Here is a 17,244-nt window from a genome sequence, read left to right on the forward strand (position 1 = left end):
ATCTGTATGGATGTACAGCAATTTGTGTGACTGAAACAAAACCAACTGTGGGAGGAGGCAAGCAACCCCCTCCCAGCAGCAGATCAGTTGTTATTGATATCCACATTCCGCGTTTCTTTGAGGCAGAACAACCCGACGATCAGGCTCACCCCAGTCACCACCACCGGATACCACAGGCCATAGAAGATATCGCCGGTGTACACCACCAAGGCAAACGACACCGTCGGCAGGAACCCGCCAAACCAGCCGTTACCGATGTGGTAGGGCAGCGACATCGAGGTGTAGCGGATTCGCGTCGGGAACAGTTCCACCATCAACGCCGCCAGTGGGCCGTAGCACATGGCGGCGATCAGGATCAGCACCACGATCAGCACCACCACCATGACCTTGTTGACCTGCGCCACGTCCGCCGAAGTCGGGTAGCCGGCCAATGTCACGGCGCCGCGCAGGGCCGCTTCGTCGAAACCGTCGATACGCACATCGCCCACGCTCACTTGCACCGGGCTGCCTGCTGGCGCGGCGCTGCTGCTGTAGGGCAGGCCTTGCTTGACCAGGAAGGTCTTGACCTTGTCGCACGGGCTGTCAAATTTTGCCTTGCCCACCGGGTCGAACTGAAAGGTGCAGGTGGCCGGGTCGGCCAACACCGTGATCGGCGCCTGTTGACTGGCCTGGTCCATCGCCGGGTTGGTGTAGTGCGCCAGGCCCTTGAAGATCGGGAAGTACAGCGCCGTGGCGAGCAGCAAGCCGAGCATCAGCACCGGTTTGCGACCCACTTTGTCCGACAGCCAGCCAAACAGAATGAAGAACGGCGCGCCGATGACCACGCTGATAATCAGCAGCATGTTGGCCAGGGCCGGGTCCATTTTCAGGAATTGCGTGAGGAAGAACAGCACATAAAACTGCGCCGCGTAGAAGGTCACCGCTTGCCCGCCGTTAATGCTGAACAGCGCGATCAGCACCACCTTGAGGTTTTCCCACTTGCCGAAAGACTCACGGATCGGCGACTTGCTGGCCTTGCCTTCCTCTTTCATTTTCAGGAACGCAGGCGACTCATGCAGGCTCATGCGGATCCAGGTGGAAATACCCAGCAGCACGATGGAAAACAGAAACGGAATACGCCAGCCCCACACTTCGAACTGGTCGCCGGTGAAGTACCGGCAGGCCAGCACCACCAGCAATGACAACAGCAGGCCGAGGGTGGCGGTGGATTGAATCCAGCTGGTGTGCAAGCCGCGTTTGCCGGCCGGCGCGTGCTCGGCCACGTAGGTGGCTGCGCCGCCGTACTCACCGCCCAACGCCAGGCCTTGCAGCATGCGCAGCACGATCAGGATGACCGGCGCGGCAATGCCGATGCTCGCGTAGGTCGGCAATAGCCCGACACAGAAGGTTGCCACGCCCATCAGGATGATGGTGACGAGAAAGGTGTATTTGCGCCCGATCATGTCGCCCAGGCGGCCAAATACCAGCGCGCCGAATGGGCGTACGACAAAGCCGGCCGCAAAGGCCATCAAGGCAAAGATGAACGCCGTGGTGTCGTTGACCCCGGCAAAGAATTGCTTGCTGATAACCGCCGCCAGGGCGCCGTAGAGGAAAAAGTCATACCACTCGAACACCGTCCCCAGGGACGAGGCGAAGATGACTTTTCTTGATTCGCTGCCGGTGCTCGCGCGGACGGCCGAGCCCAGGGGTTGAGCATGTTCTGACATCGGGTAACCCTCACAGTGATTATTTATTGTTGTTCCACTGTCGGCGCCGGGTGCGGCGCCGCTATTCAGATTGCATGAACCGTTTCTCTCTGCGGGGCGAGGCTCCTTGTGTTCGGCGAAAGAATCAACTGCGCAGCTTTCTCCGCAATCATCAGTGTAGGCGAGCATGTGTTGCCGGACGTGATGCGTGGCATCACCGAAGCATCGGCGATGCGCAGGCCGGGCACGCCATGCACACGCAGTTGGGCGTCGACCACGGCGTGCTTGTCATCACCCATGCGGCAAGTGCCCACCGGATGGAAGATGGTCGTGCCAATGCGCGCAGCGGCTTCATGCAGCTGTTCTTCGGTTTGCAGCGAATCGCCCGGCAGGTATTCCACCGGCTTGAATTGGCTCAAGGCGGGCGCCGCAACGATGCGGCGCGTCAGGCGGATGGCGTCGGCCGCTACGCGCAGGTCTTCTGGATGGCTGAGGTAGTTGGGCCGAATCAACGGTGCATCGGCCGGGTTGGCCGAGCGAATATCGATACGGCCACGGCTTTGCGGACGCAGGTCGCACACCGACGCAGTAAACGCCGGGAACGCATGCAACGGCTCGCCAAAACGCTCCAGGGACAGTGGCTGCACATGGTATTCAAGGTTGGCCGAGGTCTGTTCCGGGCCGGAGCGGGCGAAGGCGCCGAGCTGGCTTGGCGCCATCGACAACGGGCCGCTGCGGTCATACAGGTAGCGCAGGCCCATGCCCATCTTGCCCCACAGGGTGCCGGCGATCTGGTTCAGGGTGCGTGCGTTTTCCAGTTTGTAGATCAGTCGCAGTTGCAGGTGATCCTGCAGGTTGCCGCCCACGCCGGGCAGCTCATGCAGTACATCGATTCCCAACGGTTTGAGCACGTTGGCAGGGCCTATCCCTGAGCGTTGCAGGATACCTGGCGAGCCCACGGAGCCGGCGCACAGGACGATCTCCTTGCGTGCCTTCCAGCTCACCTGTTGGCCATGCTGGCGCCCGACCACTGCCGAGGCGCGGCCGTTTTCCAGTACCACGCGGTCCACCTCGACTTCGGTCAGCACGGTCAGATTGGGTCGCTGGCGAATCGGCTTGAGAAACGCCTTGGCCGCATTCCAGCGAACCCCGGCCTTCTGGTTGACCTGGAAGTAACCGCAGCCTTCGTTGTCGCCGGTGTTGAAGTCGTTGATTGTTGCGATACCACTTTGCGCCGCCGCATCACGGAAGGCATCCAGGATCGGCCAGTGCAGGCGCTGTTGCTCCACGCGCCACTCGCCGCCGTCGCTGTGAAATTCCGAGCCGCCGGCGAAGTGGTTTTCGCTCTGCTTGAACAGTGGCATCACGTCTTTCCAGGCCCAGCCCGGGTTGCCTTCGGCGGCCCAGCCATCGTAATCCTGGGCCTGGCCGCGCATGTAGATCATGCCGTTGATCGACGAGCAGCCGCCCAGCACTTTGCCCCGCGGGTAACTCAGCGCACGGCCTTGCAGGCCTTCCTGGGCTTCGGTCTTGAAGCACCAGTCGGTGCGTGGGTTACCGATGCAGAACAGGTAGCCGACGGGGATGTGGATCCAGGGATAGTTGTCGCGACCACCGGCTTCGAGCAGCAGCACGCGATGGGCAGGGTTGGCGGACAGTCGATTGGCCAGCAGGCAGCCTGCGGGGCCGGCGCCTACTACCACGTAATCGTATTCAGCAGCTGCAATGGGCATCTGAGGTCTCGCTTGTTTTTCTTATTGGCTCCATCCTAGTTGTTAGTTTTCGTCTTAAAAATGTTAGTTTTTACCCAGCTGCTGTGCGTTTTTAAACAGCGCGGCACCGGCTCTCGCATTGGAGGCGACATGTTCGACTGGAATGACCTGCGGTTTTTTCTCGAGTTGCAACGCAGCGGCCGCCTGCTGACCGCCGCGCAGCGCCTGAAAACCACGCACGCCACCGTGGCCCGACATATCGAGGCCATCGAGAAAAGCCTCGGCACCGCGCTGTTTGTGCAGCACGCCCAGGGTTACGAATTGACGCCCTCCGGCGAAGCCCTGCTCAAACATGCCGAAGCCATGGAAAACGTCGCGCTGCTGGCCGAAGACGAACTCACCCATTGCGCCGCGCCCCTGGGCAAGATTCGCCTCGGTGTGGCCGAAGGGTTGGGCGTGATGTTCCTCGCCAGCCGCATGGGCGGGCTGTTCGACCGTTACCCTGGGCTGGAAGTGGAACTGGTGGCCGTGCCGCGTTTCGTCAGCATTCTCAACCGCGAAGCGGAAATCAGCATCCACCTCGAACGCCCCAGCGTCGATCAACTCGTCACGCGCAAACTCACCGACTACCGCCTGGCGCTCTACGCCAGCCGCGCCTATCTGGACCGCAACCCGCCGATTGAAAAACGCGAAGACCTCGCCGTGCATGCCTGGATCGATTACGTCGATGACCTGCTGTTCAGCCAGGAACTGAAGTTCCTCAGCAGCTTTTGCCGCAACCCCAAGGTGGTGTTCCACAGCACCAGCGTGATCGCCCAGCACCAGGCAGCGCGCTCGGGCTTGGGGATTGCCGTGTTGCCATGCTTTATGGCGGCGGGTGACCCGGACCTGGTGGCGCTGCTGCCGGCGGAGGGGATTCAACGCAGCTACTGGATCAGCTCGCGGCGGGAGCTGCACAAGTCGGTGCGGCTGCGGGTGTTGTGGGATTATGTGGTGGAGTTGTGTGCAAGGGAGCAGCGTTTGCTGCTCGGCGAATCCTACTGAAGTAACCGGATAAAAATGTGGGAGCTGGCTTGCCTGCGATGCAGACACCTCGGTGTATCAGGCAGAACCAGTCGATGCCATCGCAGGCAAGCCAGCTCCCACACAAGCCAGTTCCCACATTGGATTTGCGCTTACAGTGCGGTTAGAGCTTCACCACCTGATGCACCTGCTCCGCACACGCCCGCGCCTCGTCAATCATCTTGCCAAACGCGTCACTGGCGACTTCAGCATGGGTCAGCCAGCGCGTCTTCTGGCTCAGGCGATAGTGATAGCGCAGCCCGTCATCGGTGCGTTTCCCTTCCAGATCCAGGTCATACCACGGCGAGCGCGCCTGGCAGCCGGGGATGGCTTTTTCCATCTGCCCACCTGTCAGCGTGAAGCTGTAATCGTGGGTCTGCGGGTTACCCAGGTCAAGGTCGGCCTGCTGGTGGTGGCGGCGGTAGTTGATGAAGCCATCCCAACGCCCTTTGAGCGATTCATCGGTGTAGACATAGTCACTCGCCAGTTTTTCCAGCGCACGTTGGTCGTTCATGGTCGCGCTGACGGTGTAGCCGTCGCGCACCACAAAGGCCGTGGGTTGGCGGGTGATCTGGCAGTCGCTGATTTCGTTGCCGAAGTTGGCGCAGATGTTCTGGTCGGTGGCGGTGGTGCCTTGCTGGCGGTCGGCCACGCTCATTTGCATCAGCGGCAAGCGGCTGAAAGTGATGGTGGCCTGGGTGGCGCCATTGCCCTGCTTGTCGAAATGCACCTGTTTGTCGAGGCGCAGGGTGGTTTCGGGGCGTTCCAGCGGGATCTGTTCTTCGCGCACTTGGCCCTGGGCATTGTTGACCAGCACCCAGCGGTCCTGGATGTCGGGCAGGGTTTGGCCGGGGGCGAAAACCGGGTTGGTCGGGTCGAGCCACCAGACCTGGCCGTCGACTTCGGCGCGCACAATCGCATGGTTCGGCGCGTTGGTGCCGGGGATCAGCAACGCATACGCCACATCGCCACGGCTGACCCAGGCGGTCTCGGCCTTGATGCCGCTGGCCTTGAGCATGGCGGTCAGCAAAATCGCCAGGTCTTTGCAGTCGCCATAACCATGCTGCTCGATTTCCTCCAGGTTGAACGGCACATAGCCGCGCTCCGTAGCGCGCCAGTCGCCGAGGTAGCGGTAGTGGTCGTTGATGTGCTGCATCAGCGCGGCGACCTGTTCGGCCGGCGCCAAGCTGCGCGCGGCGACTACAGCGGCGGCGGCTTGCGCAGGCAGTTTGGCGCCGAGAATCTGGTTGTAACGCTGGGCGAAATCGCCGAAATACGCTTGGCGATCCACGGCGCTGCCGACTTCCAGGCGCGGGATACGCAACAGCGTGGCACTGGAAGATTCATTGATGTAGTTGAGGTAAGTCGGTTTCTTTTGCACCACGTCCAAGGTCTTGCCATTGGCCGATGGCGTCACCGTGAAGCCGTCGAACAGCTCGCTGCGCCACTGGATCGGCCGCTCGGCAGTAAAGCGCGCCTTGACGTGGTCGCGACGGAACGCGCTGGGGCCGAACATCAGGGCGTAGTGAAACTGCGTCACCAGGGGTTTGGCCGCGCGATGTTCGCGCACGGTGAAACGAATTTGTGTGCCCACGCGCAGGTTTGGAAACGCCAGGGAGGTTTGCTTGTCGCGGCTGAAACCCTGGTCCGGGTTGGGTGCGGTGCGCGTGTCGATTTGCGCCGCGTCCAGTGCGATCGGCTTGGCGCCAGGCTGGGTGGATTGCGCGCTGATGACCTCAAAGGTATCGCCTTCGGAATAGTCGAAGTCGATGCGCGAGAGCATTTCGCGGCCGTTGGGTTTGAGGATCGTATAGTGCTGGGTGGTGGTGCAGTCGGTGCTGGCGTCGCGGTTGAAGTGGCAATGCAGCTCGGTGTCGCTGGCCAGCGGGGCTTCGGCCATGGGTTGCAGGGCGGCGTTAACAGAATGGGTAAATAGCCCCAGGCTGATGACAATCAAAGAGCGGTGAAACGAAAAACGCTGCAAACAGTACATTGGCGCCTCGGGTGACACATTGAAACAACTGCCCAACGGGCAGTGAGAAGGCGCCGGATGATAATTGATCGCAACAACAAATTCCAGGATTGTTCGACAATTTATAGGGCTGAAAGGCCCGAGCTAGAGCCTTTTCTTTGATTCATGTCAGGGTTTTAGCAGGTCGAACTCGGCGCTGGCGAGCCGCTCGCCGTTGACCAGCACGTGCACCGAATGCCTGCCAGGGTAGTGCTTGCGGGTAGTCAGTTCACGGATGTGTTGTTCGCGGCGAATGCTGTGGTGCTCGCCTGCGTCCAACGTGAATGTCTTGAGTTTGAACACCTTGGCCGCGCTGTGGCCGGCGCTTTTTACGTAGTCGATGGCGTAGTCCACCACCAGCTTTTGCGCGGTGGCGGCGGTGGATTGCAGCGTAAACGACAGGGTGATGCGCTCACCGAGGTTGATCACCGCGGGTGTAACGTTCAACTCACCAATCACCACCTCGGCCTTGGCCCCGGCGCCCATGAGCGTCAGCGCGCGGGTATTGCCTTGTTTGATCAGGCTGCGCAGCGCGTGGCGGGCGATCCACGCGGTGTGCGGGTTTTCCAGGTTCCAGCCTTCGATCAGGCTGAGCACCCAGTCCGGGTCGTCCTTGGTGATGTCGTTGAGGTGGTTGGCCACCGACTTGCGCACGTACAGGCTGCTGTCAGCCTTGAGGTTGTCGAGGATCGAGGCGCACAGCTCGGGGTTGGCCTGCACCTCGGCCAGGCGAAACGACCACGGCAGGCGAGGGCGCGAGCCTTCACTGGCCAAGCGGCGCACGTGTTCGTTGGCGTCCAGTGACCATTCCTGCATGACCGCCAAGGTGCGCTGGAAGTCGTGCAACAGAAAGTGGCGGATGGCGAACTCGGCCGATCCAAAGGTGGTGAAGTATTTGAGCGCGGCCATGGAACGCTTGAAATCATCCTGGCCGTAACTCGCCACGTAGTGCGGCAGGAACAGGCTGACAAACGCGCTGTTCAGGCGCGGTGCCAGGGCGTAGAGCAGCTTGAGGGTTTGCGCGTAATCCAGCGCGATCACCGCGTGCAGGCTTTCGCTGACTCGCGCCATGCGCTGCATCACCGACAACTCGGCCAGCCCGGCCTTGGCGTGCTTGAGAAACCCCTTGGCGTCGAACGCCGGGTACACCGCCGACATCTGCGTGGCGATGTGTTGCAGGCGTTCGACGTTGAAGATTTCCTTGAGGGCGGGTGCGCTTTGCTCGGTCATCGGTGGTTCCAGGGGTTAGAGAAACCAGCGGTATTCCCGCGCGTTGATCTCTTGTTGAAAGGCCAGGTGGTCCTGGCGTTTGTTCTCGCAGTACACGTCTACAAATTCTGCGCCGAGCTTATCGCGCACTACCGGTTGATGTTGCATGGCGCGTACCGCATCGAGCATTTCCACGGGGAAGTCAGTGCCGCTGAGGCGGTCTTCGTTCAAGGGCGCGATGGGTTCTTGCCTGGCTTCAAGGCCATGTTCAAGTCCAGCCAGGATCGCCGCCAGCACCAGGTACGGGTTGGCGTCAGCGCTGGCCAGGCGGTGTTCGATGCGCAGGTTGCGCGGGTCGGACTCGGGGATGCGCACGCACGCGTCGCGGTCTTCAAAACCCCAGCTGGCGCGGGTTGCCGCGTTGACCGTGCCACCCAGCCGGCGGAAGGCGTTGTGGTTGGGCGAGAAGATTGGCATGCAGTGCGGCAGCAGCTCCAGGCAACCGGCCACGGCATGGCGCAGGGGTTGCTGCTGGTGCGCCGCCAGCAAATTATTGCCCGCCGCGTCGTAGAGGCTGACATGCACGTGCATGCCGCTGCCGGGGAATTGCAGGTACGGCTTGGCCATGAAGCTGGCGCGGTAACCGTGCTTGAGCGCCACACCACGTGTGCTGCGGCAGAACAGCGCGGCCCAGTCGGCGGCACGCAGGCCATCTTCCAGGTGGCCGAAATTGATTTCGAACTGGCCGGGGCCGAGCTCGGCGGTGATCACCGTGATGTCGATGCCCTGGTCCTTGGCGGTTTGCGCCATGTCGTCGAGCACCTCGCTGAAGCGCGACAGCCGTTCGATATGCAGAGTGGGCTGGTCATCGGTGTCGTCGCTGAGCGGGTCGCGGGCGAATTGCGGCAAGCCGTTGTCGAGCTTCTTGTCGAACAGGTAGAACTCCAATTCGAACGCCACCACCGGGTGAATACCCTTGCTGTGCAGGCGCTCCAGCACCTTGGCCAGCACTTCGCGGGGTTCGAACTCGATGGGGGCTTCGGTGCCGTCCGAGGTAATCAGCATCTGCCCCAGCGGCTGCGACTCCCAGCTCACCGGCTTGAGTGTGCCCGGCACCAGGCGGCGGTTGGCGTCCGGGTCGCCGTCGTGGAAGCAATAATCGCCAATCTTAAACAGCCCGCCCTGTGCGCCAAGCAATACGGCGTTCTGCGGCAGTTTCAACGGGCTGCCGGCGGCGACCTTTTCCAGCATGTCCACCGGGTAGCGCTTGCCGTAGAAGTGCCCCGGAATGTCCAGGGCGATCAGGTCGACGTAACGCACGTCGGGGTGGTTCTGGCGAAAGGTCCGTACTTCGGCCAGCAACGTGGAAGACTGGTTTTTCACGGGTGTTGCTCCTAGTTGTAAACCCACAGCACGCGGGCGGGCAGATCAGTCAGGTTGGCGTAGCGGCAATGGGCAAAACTGGCCAGGTGGAAGCTGTCGCCAGGGCCGAGGGTGACCGCGTCGGCCTCACCTTCAACCCACAGCGTCAACTCGCCCTCCAGCACAAAACCGGCCTGTTCGGCGCGGTCGCTCATGGTTTGCTCGCCGCTGTTGGCGCCGGGCGCGAGCAGGCTGTCGAGCATCGAAAAGGCGCCGTTCATGCTCGGCGAGACCAGAATGTCGGTGATGCCATTGGCGTAATACACCGTGCGCCGCTCGTTGGGGCGCGTCACCCAGTTCACCGCTTTGGGTTTGGGCAGGCTGTAGAAGTAGGTGGTGGGCACATCGAGGGCATGGCTGATGGCGGTCAAGTCGGCCACGGTGGGGCGCGACAGGCCGCGCTCGACCTGTGACAGGAAACCCACCGAACGCTCGATTTTTTGCGCGAGTTGGGCGAGGGTGAGCTTCTTGTGTTTTCGCAGGTCGTGGATCAGGACGGCGAGGGCGTCGAGTTCTTGTTGTTGGTTCATGAAATTTATGTCGAGAAATTTCATGAAAAATTACAGGATTAATTTCATGGGGGCAAGGCTGATGGATCTTGAAGCGCATCTGTTTTTGTTAGAGCAGGCGCTGCAGAGCCCTTGTGGCGAGGGAGCTTGCTCCCGCTGGGCAGCGAAGCTGCCCCAATTCATTCACCGCATTCATTCAGGGTGTGTGCGGTGAGGCTTTTGGGGCCGCTGCGCAGCCCAGCGGGAGCAAGCTCCCTCGCCACAGGGGATCCGGGGACACATGGGGAAACTGTATCGGGCAGGGTTATCGTGGTTGCCTGCTAGGTTGAATGGATCATTGATTCATTCAAGGACGCAAAGGATTGCTTCAAAAGCCCAATTCTCATTTGCTTAGGCGCGGTCGTTATTCGGAGTCAGGGCGTGCTTATCTGGTAACCGCTGTGGTTTATGAGCGCCGTTCGGTATTTACCAATTTTCGCGTGGGGCGGTTACTGGTGGATGAATTGAAACAAGCTCATGACCTAAATCTGGTCAACTCTCTGGCTTGGGTCATCATGCCGGACCATTTCCATTGGCTTTTCGAACTCAGAGACGCCACGCTGCCCGACGTAATGAAGCGCGTGAAGTCGCGCAGCACGCTGGCCATCAATCGAGCCTGTGGGACGCAAGGTGCTTTTTGGCAGAGCGGCTACCATGACCGTGCGGCGCGCGCTGAAGAAAACCTTATAAAAATCGCGCGCTATATCATTGCCAATCCACTGCGAGCGGGCTTGGTAGAGCACATCGGTAACTACCCACTTTGGGATGCTGCCTGGCTGTAGAGGCAAGACACCTTGTGGCGAGGGAGCTTGCTCCCGCTGGGCAGCGAAGCTGCCCCAATTCATTCACCGCATTCATCCAGGGAGTGTGCGGTGAGGCTTTTGGGGCTGCTGCGCAGCCCGGCGGGAGCAAGGATTGAAAGCGGGCTGAATGATTCCGCGTGCCTGCGGTCGGAACCTGGGTACGCGCCAATCATTGAAGGAGCACCCATGAAGTCTAAAACCCTCGCCGCCTGCTTGCTGCTCACCGCGGGCCTGTCCACCGCCAGCTTTGTCGTGCAAGCCGGTGATACCCCGCAGGAAACGGTGAAGCCTTCGAGCATCAACGCACGCGATTTGAAAGAAGGCGACCGCGCCCCGGATATGCTGATGCGCAAGGAATCCGCCGTGAGCGACTGGAAAAAGCGCGGTTTGAAGCAGCCTGAAGCCGACAGCCAATGGGCCCGCGTGGGTGACAAGTTCGTGCTGCTCAAAACCACCAACGGCACTATCCTCGAGATCACCCCCGTCAAGAAATGACCGGTCTTTTTTCCTGGCTCTTGCGGTAAGGTAACCGGCCACACAGGTCGCGTTACCTTCAAAGAATGAGAGCAGGATGCTTGCCACAATAAGACACTACCCGCGCAGCGTTAACCTGTTGCTATTGGCCACATTGCTGTTGACGCTGGCCAAGGCGATCACCTTTCCGTACCTGGTCATTTACCTCACCCATCACTTCGGCCTCGACATTACCCAGGTGGGCCTGGTGATCGGCAGTTCGTTGATTGTCGGCTCACTGCTGAGTGTGTACGGCGGTTTTCTGGTCGATCGCGTCAACAGTTATCGGCTGCTGCTCGGCTTGAGTGCGCTGTTTGTACTGGGGTTTATCGGCACGGTGGTGGCTCACGGTATCTGGCTGTTCTATGGCTGCCTGATCCTGATCAACCTGGCGTACGCCGTGATCGACATTGCCGTCAAAGCCGGTTTCGCCAGCTTGCTTCCGGAACACGCGCGCAGCGAAGTGTTTTCCATCAAGTACACCCTGACCAATATCGGCTATGCCGTCGGCCCGTTTTTTGGCGCGATGGTGGCCAAGCTCGACATCAGCCTGCCGTTCATCCTTTCGGCGCTGCTGGGCGTGGGGTTTTTCCTGCTGTATTGGCGCTGGGGCGACCGCTCGCTGGCCACCGCTGATGCTACGCAGAAACCGGTGTCGTTTTTCGCCGTCGGCCGTGTACTGCTGCGGGACCGGCGCCTGGTGTGCTTCACCTTTGGCGGCCTGCTCAGTGCCGTAGTGTTCGGGCAGTTCACGGCCTACCTGTCGCAGTACCTGGTGACGACCACCACCGCGGAATATACCTACACGGTAATCAGCGCCGTGCTCACCACCAATGCGGTGCTGGTGATTGCCTTGCAGTACGTGATTGGCCGGCGCATCTCGCACCGCTATCTGAGCCAGTGGCTGATCGCTGGCCTGGGCATGTTCATGCTCGGGGTGATGGGCTTTGCACTGGCCACCAGCGTGCTGTGGTGGGTGCTGGCGATGGCGGTGTTTACCGTGGGGGAGATTATCGTGTTTCCGGCCGAATACATGTTTATCGACCGGATTGCGCCGGACCACCTGCGCGGCATGTATTACGGCGCGCAGAACCTGTCCAACCTGGGGGCTGCGCTGGGGCCGGTGTTGTGTGGGCTGGTGTTGGCCAGCCTGCCGGCCCCCTTCATGTTTTACATGCTTGGGGCGTTTATCGTCGGAGGTGGGGTGTTCTATTTCATTGGTTCGTCGTTAAAGGCAAATCATCCAGCGTGAGCTGGCCGACATTTTTGCCAACAGTGTTGCTTTGCAGTTCGTAGCGCAATTCTTCGACCATTTTTTCCACTTCCTGCGGGGTCTGCAGCCGATTGGTGCTGATGCCGGTGACCACCAGGTCGACCCGGCCGGTTTCGGCGTCGAAGACCTTGAGGGTCAAGGACGCATCCCGGCACAGGGTGAACTCGCAGGTCAGCGGCGACAGGCCTTCTTCGATGCAATTACGCAGCTGGGAGAGGGTAAACATGCGACTTAGCCCCCTCAACGACGGCGCAGCAACAGGCCCACCAACAGGCCGACGCCGGCGACGACAGCCACGGTCGCCAGCGGCTTGTTGCGAGCAAAATCACTGACGGTATCCAACGCGTCGCCATAGGTTTGCTGCAGTTGGCCGGCGGCCTGGCGGGCAACGCCTTCGGCTTGCAATTGCTCATCACCGGTCAAGTCGCCGAGAAAACCCTGAGCCTTGCCGGCAACCTTCTCGACGGCGCCTTTGACTTGTTCGCTTTTCATCGTGCATTCCTTCAAGAGATCAACTCATTACGGCACGGGGCCAAAGGCCCTGTGCCCACTCTTCAAGGTTAAGCACCGCGCCCCCCGGGAATAAGGCGAATTTGCACTGGTCGCACTAGTGCATTTGCACTCTATTTCTTGCTTTTGACGCGCAATTCCCCGGCGAACAGCCCGCGTTCACGGGCCCAAACGATGGCTGCACTACGGCTGTGCACCCCCAGCTTGGAGTACACCGTGGCCACATGGTTACGCACGGTGTTGGGCGCGAGTTTCAGGCGCGAGGCGATTTCTTTGTCGGCCAAGCCTTCGCAGATCAAGCCCAGCACATCGCGCTCACGGGCCGTGAGGTCGGTAAACGCCACGTTGGGCAGGTTGGGGCTGTTGACGCTCTTGGCGTTGGCGAGTTTTTCAATCAGGGTCTGGCTGAACCAGGAGGCGTCCTGCATGACTTCCTCAATGGCCGCCACCAGTTCCAGTTCCGAGCGTTTGCGCTCGGTGATGTTCATCATCACCAGCAGGTAGCAGGGCACGTCCTCAATGATCACGGTATCGGCAGACACCACGCAGTCGATCACCTCGTTGCCTTTTTTGCGCAGCTTGAGGTCCTGGCCGTCGAGGTTGCCGACTTTTTCCAGGGTGGCGAACAACTGCGCGCCGGCCTGGGGGCTGTCGATAAAATGAATATCTTCGATGGCCTTGCCGATCAGCTCCTCGCTGGTATAGCCGGTGATGTTCATGAACGCTTCGTTGATATCCACCACCTGGCGGTTGGCGGCGCTGCACATCAAGGTCGGCACCGGTGTCAGGCGGAAGGACTTGGCAAAGCGCTCCTCACTCTGGCGCAAGGCAGTTTCCGCCTTGCGGCGTGGCTCCAGATCGGTGAAGGAAAACAGCATGCAGTCTTCTTCGTTCATGTCCAACGGCTGGCCGGCGACGATCACCAGTTTGCTGCCGCCTTCGGGCAGGCGCAGCTCGGCCTGCATCTGCGGGATGGTCGCGCCTTCGCCCAGGCGCTGGATGGCCAGGTCTTTGCGCTCGGCCTGTTCCAGCACGTCCAATTCATACACCGAGCGGCCGATGACCTGGTCGCGGTTGTAGCCGGTCATTTCCAGGAAGCCCTGATTGACCTTGATGTAGCGCAAGTCGCTCAGGCGGCAAATCACCGCCGGTGCCGGGTTGGCGTTGAAGGTTTTCTCGAAGCGCTGCTCGGCGCTGGCCCACTCGGTGGCGTCGCTGAGGATCAGCACCAGCAGCTCCGGCTCACCGTGCGCGTTGGTCAACACCAGACTGCGCAAGCGGTGGACCCAACTGCGTTGTTCATCGGCGGCGGGGGTGACTTCCACTACCACGTCGCTGAACTCTTCACCGGCCGCCACCCGGCTGAGCGGGTAGTTGTCGAGCACTAAAGGGTGATTATTGCGGTAGCGCAGGGCGAAGCGCTGGGCGTATTCCTCGGTATTGGCGCCGAGTTCCTCGACCTCGCTGACCCCGTGCATGGTCAGCGCGGCTTCGTTGGCCCAGAGAATGGTCTGGTCGACCTCGGCCAGGATCACACCGTCAGACAATCCGGAGATGATCTGCTGCAATTGGCGGCGGTTGGTTTCTTTGGCAAGAACGTCCTGGGTCATGGTCTCTCCGGGGGATGGGCGCATGGGAAGTACGACACTCGGGCTTCAGGATAGTGCAGAGAAGTTGCCCGGTGCGGGGTGCGAATGCACCAGATGGACTGGTGCATTTGAATGAGGACGACCGCCACGACGCTCGCCAGACTGAGACGGTCAAATCACTCAAAGGATTAATCATGACCACTGTCTATGAAACCAACCGTTCACCGTTTCGCGTGTCTTGGAGCTCTGTGCTGGCGGGTAGTGCAATTGCCCTGGTGACCTACCTGGTGCTGAGTGTGTTGGGCACGGCCATTGGCGCGAGTGCCGTCAACCCGATGGAAGCCGGTAACCCGTTGCGCGGCTTCGGCACGGGCGCCGGCATCTGGCTGTTTGTGTCGACGCTGGTAGCGATTGGCGTCGGTGCTTTTGTGGCCGGGCGTACCGCGCCGGATCGCGGCGGCCTGCACGGCGTGCTGACCTGGACGCTGACCACGCTGTTCACCACCTGGCTGCTGGCGGCGCTGGCATCGAGCGTAGTGGGCACGGCGGGCAATGTCGTCGGCAAAGGCCTGTCTGCTGCCGGTAGCGGTATCGCCGCCGCAGCACCGGGCATCAGCGATAGCGTCAAACAGCAGCTGGACGAGCAGGGCATTCACCTGGATTGGAACAGCCTGCAAGGCCAGCTCGACACCTTGCTCAAGCAAAGCGGCAAGCCTGAGCTGGACCCGGCCAACGTTGAGCAGAAAACCGACCAGGCCGCTGCCGATGGCAAGCAAACGGCGACGGATGCCGCCACCAACCCAGCCCAGGCGGGCGACCAACTCAAGCAGTGGTTCGAGCGCGTAAAAGCCTCGGGTGAGCCTGCGTTGAATGCGGCTGATAAAGACGCACTGGTCAATATCGTTGCGGCCCGTACCGGCAAGAGCAAGGCAGAAGCCACGCAGATCGTCGACAACTATGCGCAGGCTTATCAGCAAGCCATGCAAAAGGTCGATGAGCTGAAGCAACAGGCCGAGCAGAAAGCCCGTGAAGCCGGTGAGGTCGCGGCCAAACAGCTCTCCCGCGCGGCCTGGAGCACCTTGGCCATGCTGTTGTTGGGCGCCGCCTTGAGCTTCTTCGTCGGTCGCACTGCGCTGACCACGCGCCGCGTGCCTTTGGCTTAACCGTTTGTGCGGCAAGGACGCCGCTTTTCACTGGCACCCAACATGCTGGTGTCAGCATTCCATTCCCCTGCAGTGTTTGGCGATGCGTGATATCTACAGCGTCTTCAATTCCAACGGTGCCTACGAGACCGGGGCCCACGCCCATGACGAGTTCATGTTGATGGTGCCCGAGCACGGCTTGTTGCGCTTCAAGGATGAAGACAGCGGGCGCAGCACCTCGGTGGTCGACCGCCAGTTCGTGCTGGTGCCGCCGCAATGCAGCCATTCCTCCTCGTCACTCACCGCCTGTTCGGCGAACACGGCCGCCATGCACGTTCGGCGGTGGGCGTGGCCGGGTTGCCCAGCAGCGGGATGCTGGAGCTGGAAGTAACAGCAGTCATCACGCCGAATGCGATCTAACCAACACCCTCGATCCAATGTGGGAGCGGGCTTGCCCGCGAATACGGTAGATCAGTCAGCATCTGTGTATCTGACAGACCGCCTTCGCGGGCAAGCCCGCTCCCACAGGGTTATGTAGTGAACCCAATAACCCATCCGCCTGAATGAATGCGTAAAATACCCGCCTTTTACGCATATCACGCACAGGTGCCCTTTGAGCGCAGGCAAAGCCGTCGGACTGTTATTACTCACTTCACTGCTGGCGGCGTGCGGCACCTCACCGCCACGCACGCCCAACGACCTGTGCGGCATTTTTCGCGAAAAAGATGATTGGTACGACGCCGCCAAAGTCACGCAAAAGCGCTGGGGCGTGCCGATCCAAGTGCCGTTCGCCATCATGTACCAGGAATCCGGTTTCCATCAGGACGCCCTGGCCCCGCGCAAATACCTGTTGTGGATCATCCCCTGGGGCCGCGTCTCTACGGCTGCCGGCTACGCCCAGGCCAAGGATGAAGTGTGGAACGACTACCGTAAAAGCACCGGCCGCAGCGGCGCCAACCGTAAGGATTTTGACGATGCCATCGACTTCGTCGGCTGGTACATGGACAAGACCTACACCATCAACGGCGTGTACAAGTACGACGCCTACGGCCAATACCTGAACTACCACGAAGGCTGGGGCGGCTACCGCCAGCGCACCTACGCCGCCAAAGCCTGGCTGCCGCCGGTGGCGAGCAAGGTACAGGCACGTTCGCAGATGTACGCGGCGCAATATGCAGGGTGCAAGGATGATTTGGGGCGTGGGTTCTGGAGCCGGTTCTGGCATTGGCTATAGGGCCAACGCTGCCAAGGGTGTTGCGGAGGTAAATGCACTGGTTCTGGAGCGCGGGCCTGTTGTGGTGAGCGGACTTGCCACAGTAAGCCCGCTTGCCACAAATGGGTTGTTTTACGCTTGCATGCACTCCACTGACCGATCGACCATCACACTGGCCATGTCCACAAGGTGCAATACCGAAATCACCAATGTGCGTGAGTCACCTTCCAATTGATCAATCGCCGCCTGCGCCGTAACGGCGGCACAACGCAGCACGCTGCTGGCGTGGGCCAGGGCGTCTTCGAAGCTGAGCTCTTGGGTGGTGGTGAAGAAGGGCGGTTCTGATGCGGGTGGTGCGGGGACAAGTTTGTCCATGGTTCAACTCCTAACCAAAGTTGGAATGTCACCACCATCGCTACCAAACGACTTTTAGGGTGGTGACCGTGCGCAGATTGGTAGACCGGTGATTAGGACCCGGTGCACCCGAAGGTGCCCTACGCACGGCCACCATAACGCAGGGCCGAAAAAAAGCGCCTTGCAGAAGGTGGCGCT

At 60.7% G+C, this 17,244-nt stretch carries 17 protein-coding genes; 7 read left to right on the top strand and 10 right to left on the bottom strand.

All coding sequences use genetic code 11. The features are described 5' to 3' along the window. Window positions 1–83: 83 nt before the first annotated feature. Both HX783_RS17045 and HX783_RS17050 read right to left on the bottom strand, forming a co-directional pair. Window positions 84–1,706, bottom strand: coding sequence for an MFS transporter (locus HX783_RS17045; protein WP_177017654.1), 1,623 nt, complete (start codon window positions 1,704–1,706; stop codon window positions 84–86). A gap of 65 nt (window positions 1,707–1,771) precedes the next feature. Then, complete coding sequence (locus HX783_RS17050) at window positions 1,772–3,418, bottom strand: GMC family oxidoreductase (RefSeq protein ID WP_177017655.1); 1,647 nt, start codon at window positions 3,416–3,418, stop codon at window positions 1,772–1,774. Window positions 3,419–3,547: 129 nt separating this feature from the next. Between HX783_RS17050 and HX783_RS17055 the strand changes: the two genes are divergently transcribed. Then, the gene (locus HX783_RS17055) at window positions 3,548–4,441 is read left to right on the top strand and encodes a LysR family transcriptional regulator (protein ID WP_177017656.1); all 894 of its coding nucleotides are present in this window, start codon (window positions 3,548–3,550) and stop codon (window positions 4,439–4,441) included. Between the two features lie 142 nt (window positions 4,442–4,583). Here the strand turns inward: HX783_RS17055 and HX783_RS17060 are convergent, their stop codons facing one another. The 4 genes from HX783_RS17060 to HX783_RS17075 all read right to left on the bottom strand — a co-directional run bounded on the left by HX783_RS17060 (window position 4,584) and on the right by HX783_RS17075 (window position 9,631). Beyond that, window positions 4,584–6,443: a DUF3857 domain-containing transglutaminase family protein gene (locus HX783_RS17060; protein WP_177017756.1), complete on the bottom strand. Its 1,860-nt coding sequence runs from the start codon at window positions 6,441–6,443 to the stop codon at window positions 4,584–4,586. Between the two features lie 156 nt (window positions 6,444–6,599). Continuing rightward, window positions 6,600–7,700 (bottom strand): DNA alkylation repair protein, encoded by a 1,101-nt coding sequence (locus HX783_RS17065; protein ID WP_177017657.1) that lies wholly within the window; start codon window positions 7,698–7,700, stop codon window positions 6,600–6,602. Between the two features lie 15 nt (window positions 7,701–7,715). Next, window positions 7,716–9,062 carry a glutamine synthetase family protein gene (locus HX783_RS17070; protein ID WP_177017658.1) on the bottom strand — a complete coding sequence of 449 codons (1,347 nt, stop codon included), beginning with the start codon at window positions 9,060–9,062 and terminating at the stop codon, window positions 7,716–7,718. An 11-nt stretch (window positions 9,063–9,073) separates the two neighbouring features. Further along, the gene (locus tag HX783_RS17075; RefSeq protein WP_177017659.1) at window positions 9,074–9,631 is read right to left on the bottom strand and encodes a helix-turn-helix domain-containing protein; all 558 of its coding nucleotides are present in this window, start codon (window positions 9,629–9,631) and stop codon (window positions 9,074–9,076) included. Window positions 9,632–9,972: 341 nt separating this feature from the next. Here HX783_RS17075 and HX783_RS17080 point away from each other — a divergent pair, with 341 nt between their 5' ends. The 3 genes from HX783_RS17080 (at window position 9,973) to HX783_RS17090 (ending at window position 12,217) form a co-directional block, all read left to right on the top strand. Next, window positions 9,973–10,431: a transposase gene (locus HX783_RS17080; RefSeq protein ID WP_177017660.1), complete on the top strand. Its 459-nt coding sequence runs from the start codon at window positions 9,973–9,975 to the stop codon at window positions 10,429–10,431. 207 nt (window positions 10,432–10,638) lie between these two features. Then, window positions 10,639–10,947: an RcnB family protein gene (locus tag HX783_RS17085; protein ID WP_177017661.1), complete on the top strand. Its 309-nt coding sequence runs from the start codon at window positions 10,639–10,641 to the stop codon at window positions 10,945–10,947. A gap of 76 nt (window positions 10,948–11,023) precedes the next feature. Continuing rightward, window positions 11,024–12,217 carry an MFS transporter gene (locus HX783_RS17090; RefSeq protein WP_177017662.1) on the top strand — a complete coding sequence of 398 codons (1,194 nt, stop codon included), beginning with the start codon at window positions 11,024–11,026 and terminating at the stop codon, window positions 12,215–12,217. On the opposite strand, the gene HX783_RS17095 is transcribed toward HX783_RS17090, so the two are convergent. From HX783_RS17095 to HX783_RS17105, 3 genes are all read right to left on the bottom strand, one after another. Then, a complete protein-coding gene (locus HX783_RS17095) occupies window positions 12,180–12,464 on the bottom strand; it encodes a DUF1652 domain-containing protein (RefSeq protein WP_177017663.1) in 285 nt (94 codons plus the stop codon). The two genes, HX783_RS17090 and HX783_RS17095, sit on opposite strands and share 38 nt — an antisense overlap. Before the next feature lie 14 nt (window positions 12,465–12,478). Then, window positions 12,479–12,730 carry a CsbD family protein gene (locus HX783_RS17100; protein ID WP_159955316.1) on the bottom strand — a complete coding sequence of 84 codons (252 nt, stop codon included), beginning with the start codon at window positions 12,728–12,730 and terminating at the stop codon, window positions 12,479–12,481. 131 nt (window positions 12,731–12,861) lie between these two features. Beyond that, window positions 12,862–14,358 carry a PAS domain S-box protein gene (locus HX783_RS17105; protein WP_177017664.1) on the bottom strand — a complete coding sequence of 499 codons (1,497 nt, stop codon included), beginning with the start codon at window positions 14,356–14,358 and terminating at the stop codon, window positions 12,862–12,864. Between the two features lie 173 nt (window positions 14,359–14,531). Here HX783_RS17105 and HX783_RS17110 point away from each other — a divergent pair, with 173 nt between their 5' ends. The 3 genes from HX783_RS17110 (at window position 14,532) to HX783_RS17120 (ending at window position 16,713) form a co-directional block, all read left to right on the top strand. Next, window positions 14,532–15,500, top strand: a complete 969-nt coding sequence (locus tag HX783_RS17110) for a hypothetical protein (RefSeq protein ID WP_177017665.1) — start codon at window positions 14,532–14,534, stop codon at window positions 15,498–15,500. Window positions 15,501–15,582: 82 nt separating this feature from the next. Then, the gene (locus tag HX783_RS17115) at window positions 15,583–15,870 is read left to right on the top strand and encodes a hypothetical protein (protein WP_256347199.1); all 288 of its coding nucleotides are present in this window, start codon (window positions 15,583–15,585) and stop codon (window positions 15,868–15,870) included. A gap of 222 nt (window positions 15,871–16,092) precedes the next feature. Continuing rightward, a complete protein-coding gene (locus tag HX783_RS17120; protein ID WP_159955319.1) occupies window positions 16,093–16,713 on the top strand; it encodes a hypothetical protein in 621 nt (206 codons plus the stop codon). A 111-nt stretch (window positions 16,714–16,824) separates the two neighbouring features. Here the strand turns inward: HX783_RS17120 and HX783_RS17125 are convergent, their stop codons facing one another. After that, window positions 16,825–17,067 (bottom strand): DUF6124 family protein, encoded by a 243-nt coding sequence (locus HX783_RS17125; RefSeq protein WP_177017666.1) that lies wholly within the window; start codon window positions 17,065–17,067, stop codon window positions 16,825–16,827. Window positions 17,068–17,244: the final 177 nt, after the last annotated feature.

It is taken from the genome of Pseudomonas sp. D2002 (assembly GCF_013385735.1).
Lineage (GTDB): Bacteria > Pseudomonadota > Gammaproteobacteria > Pseudomonadales > Pseudomonadaceae > Aquipseudomonas.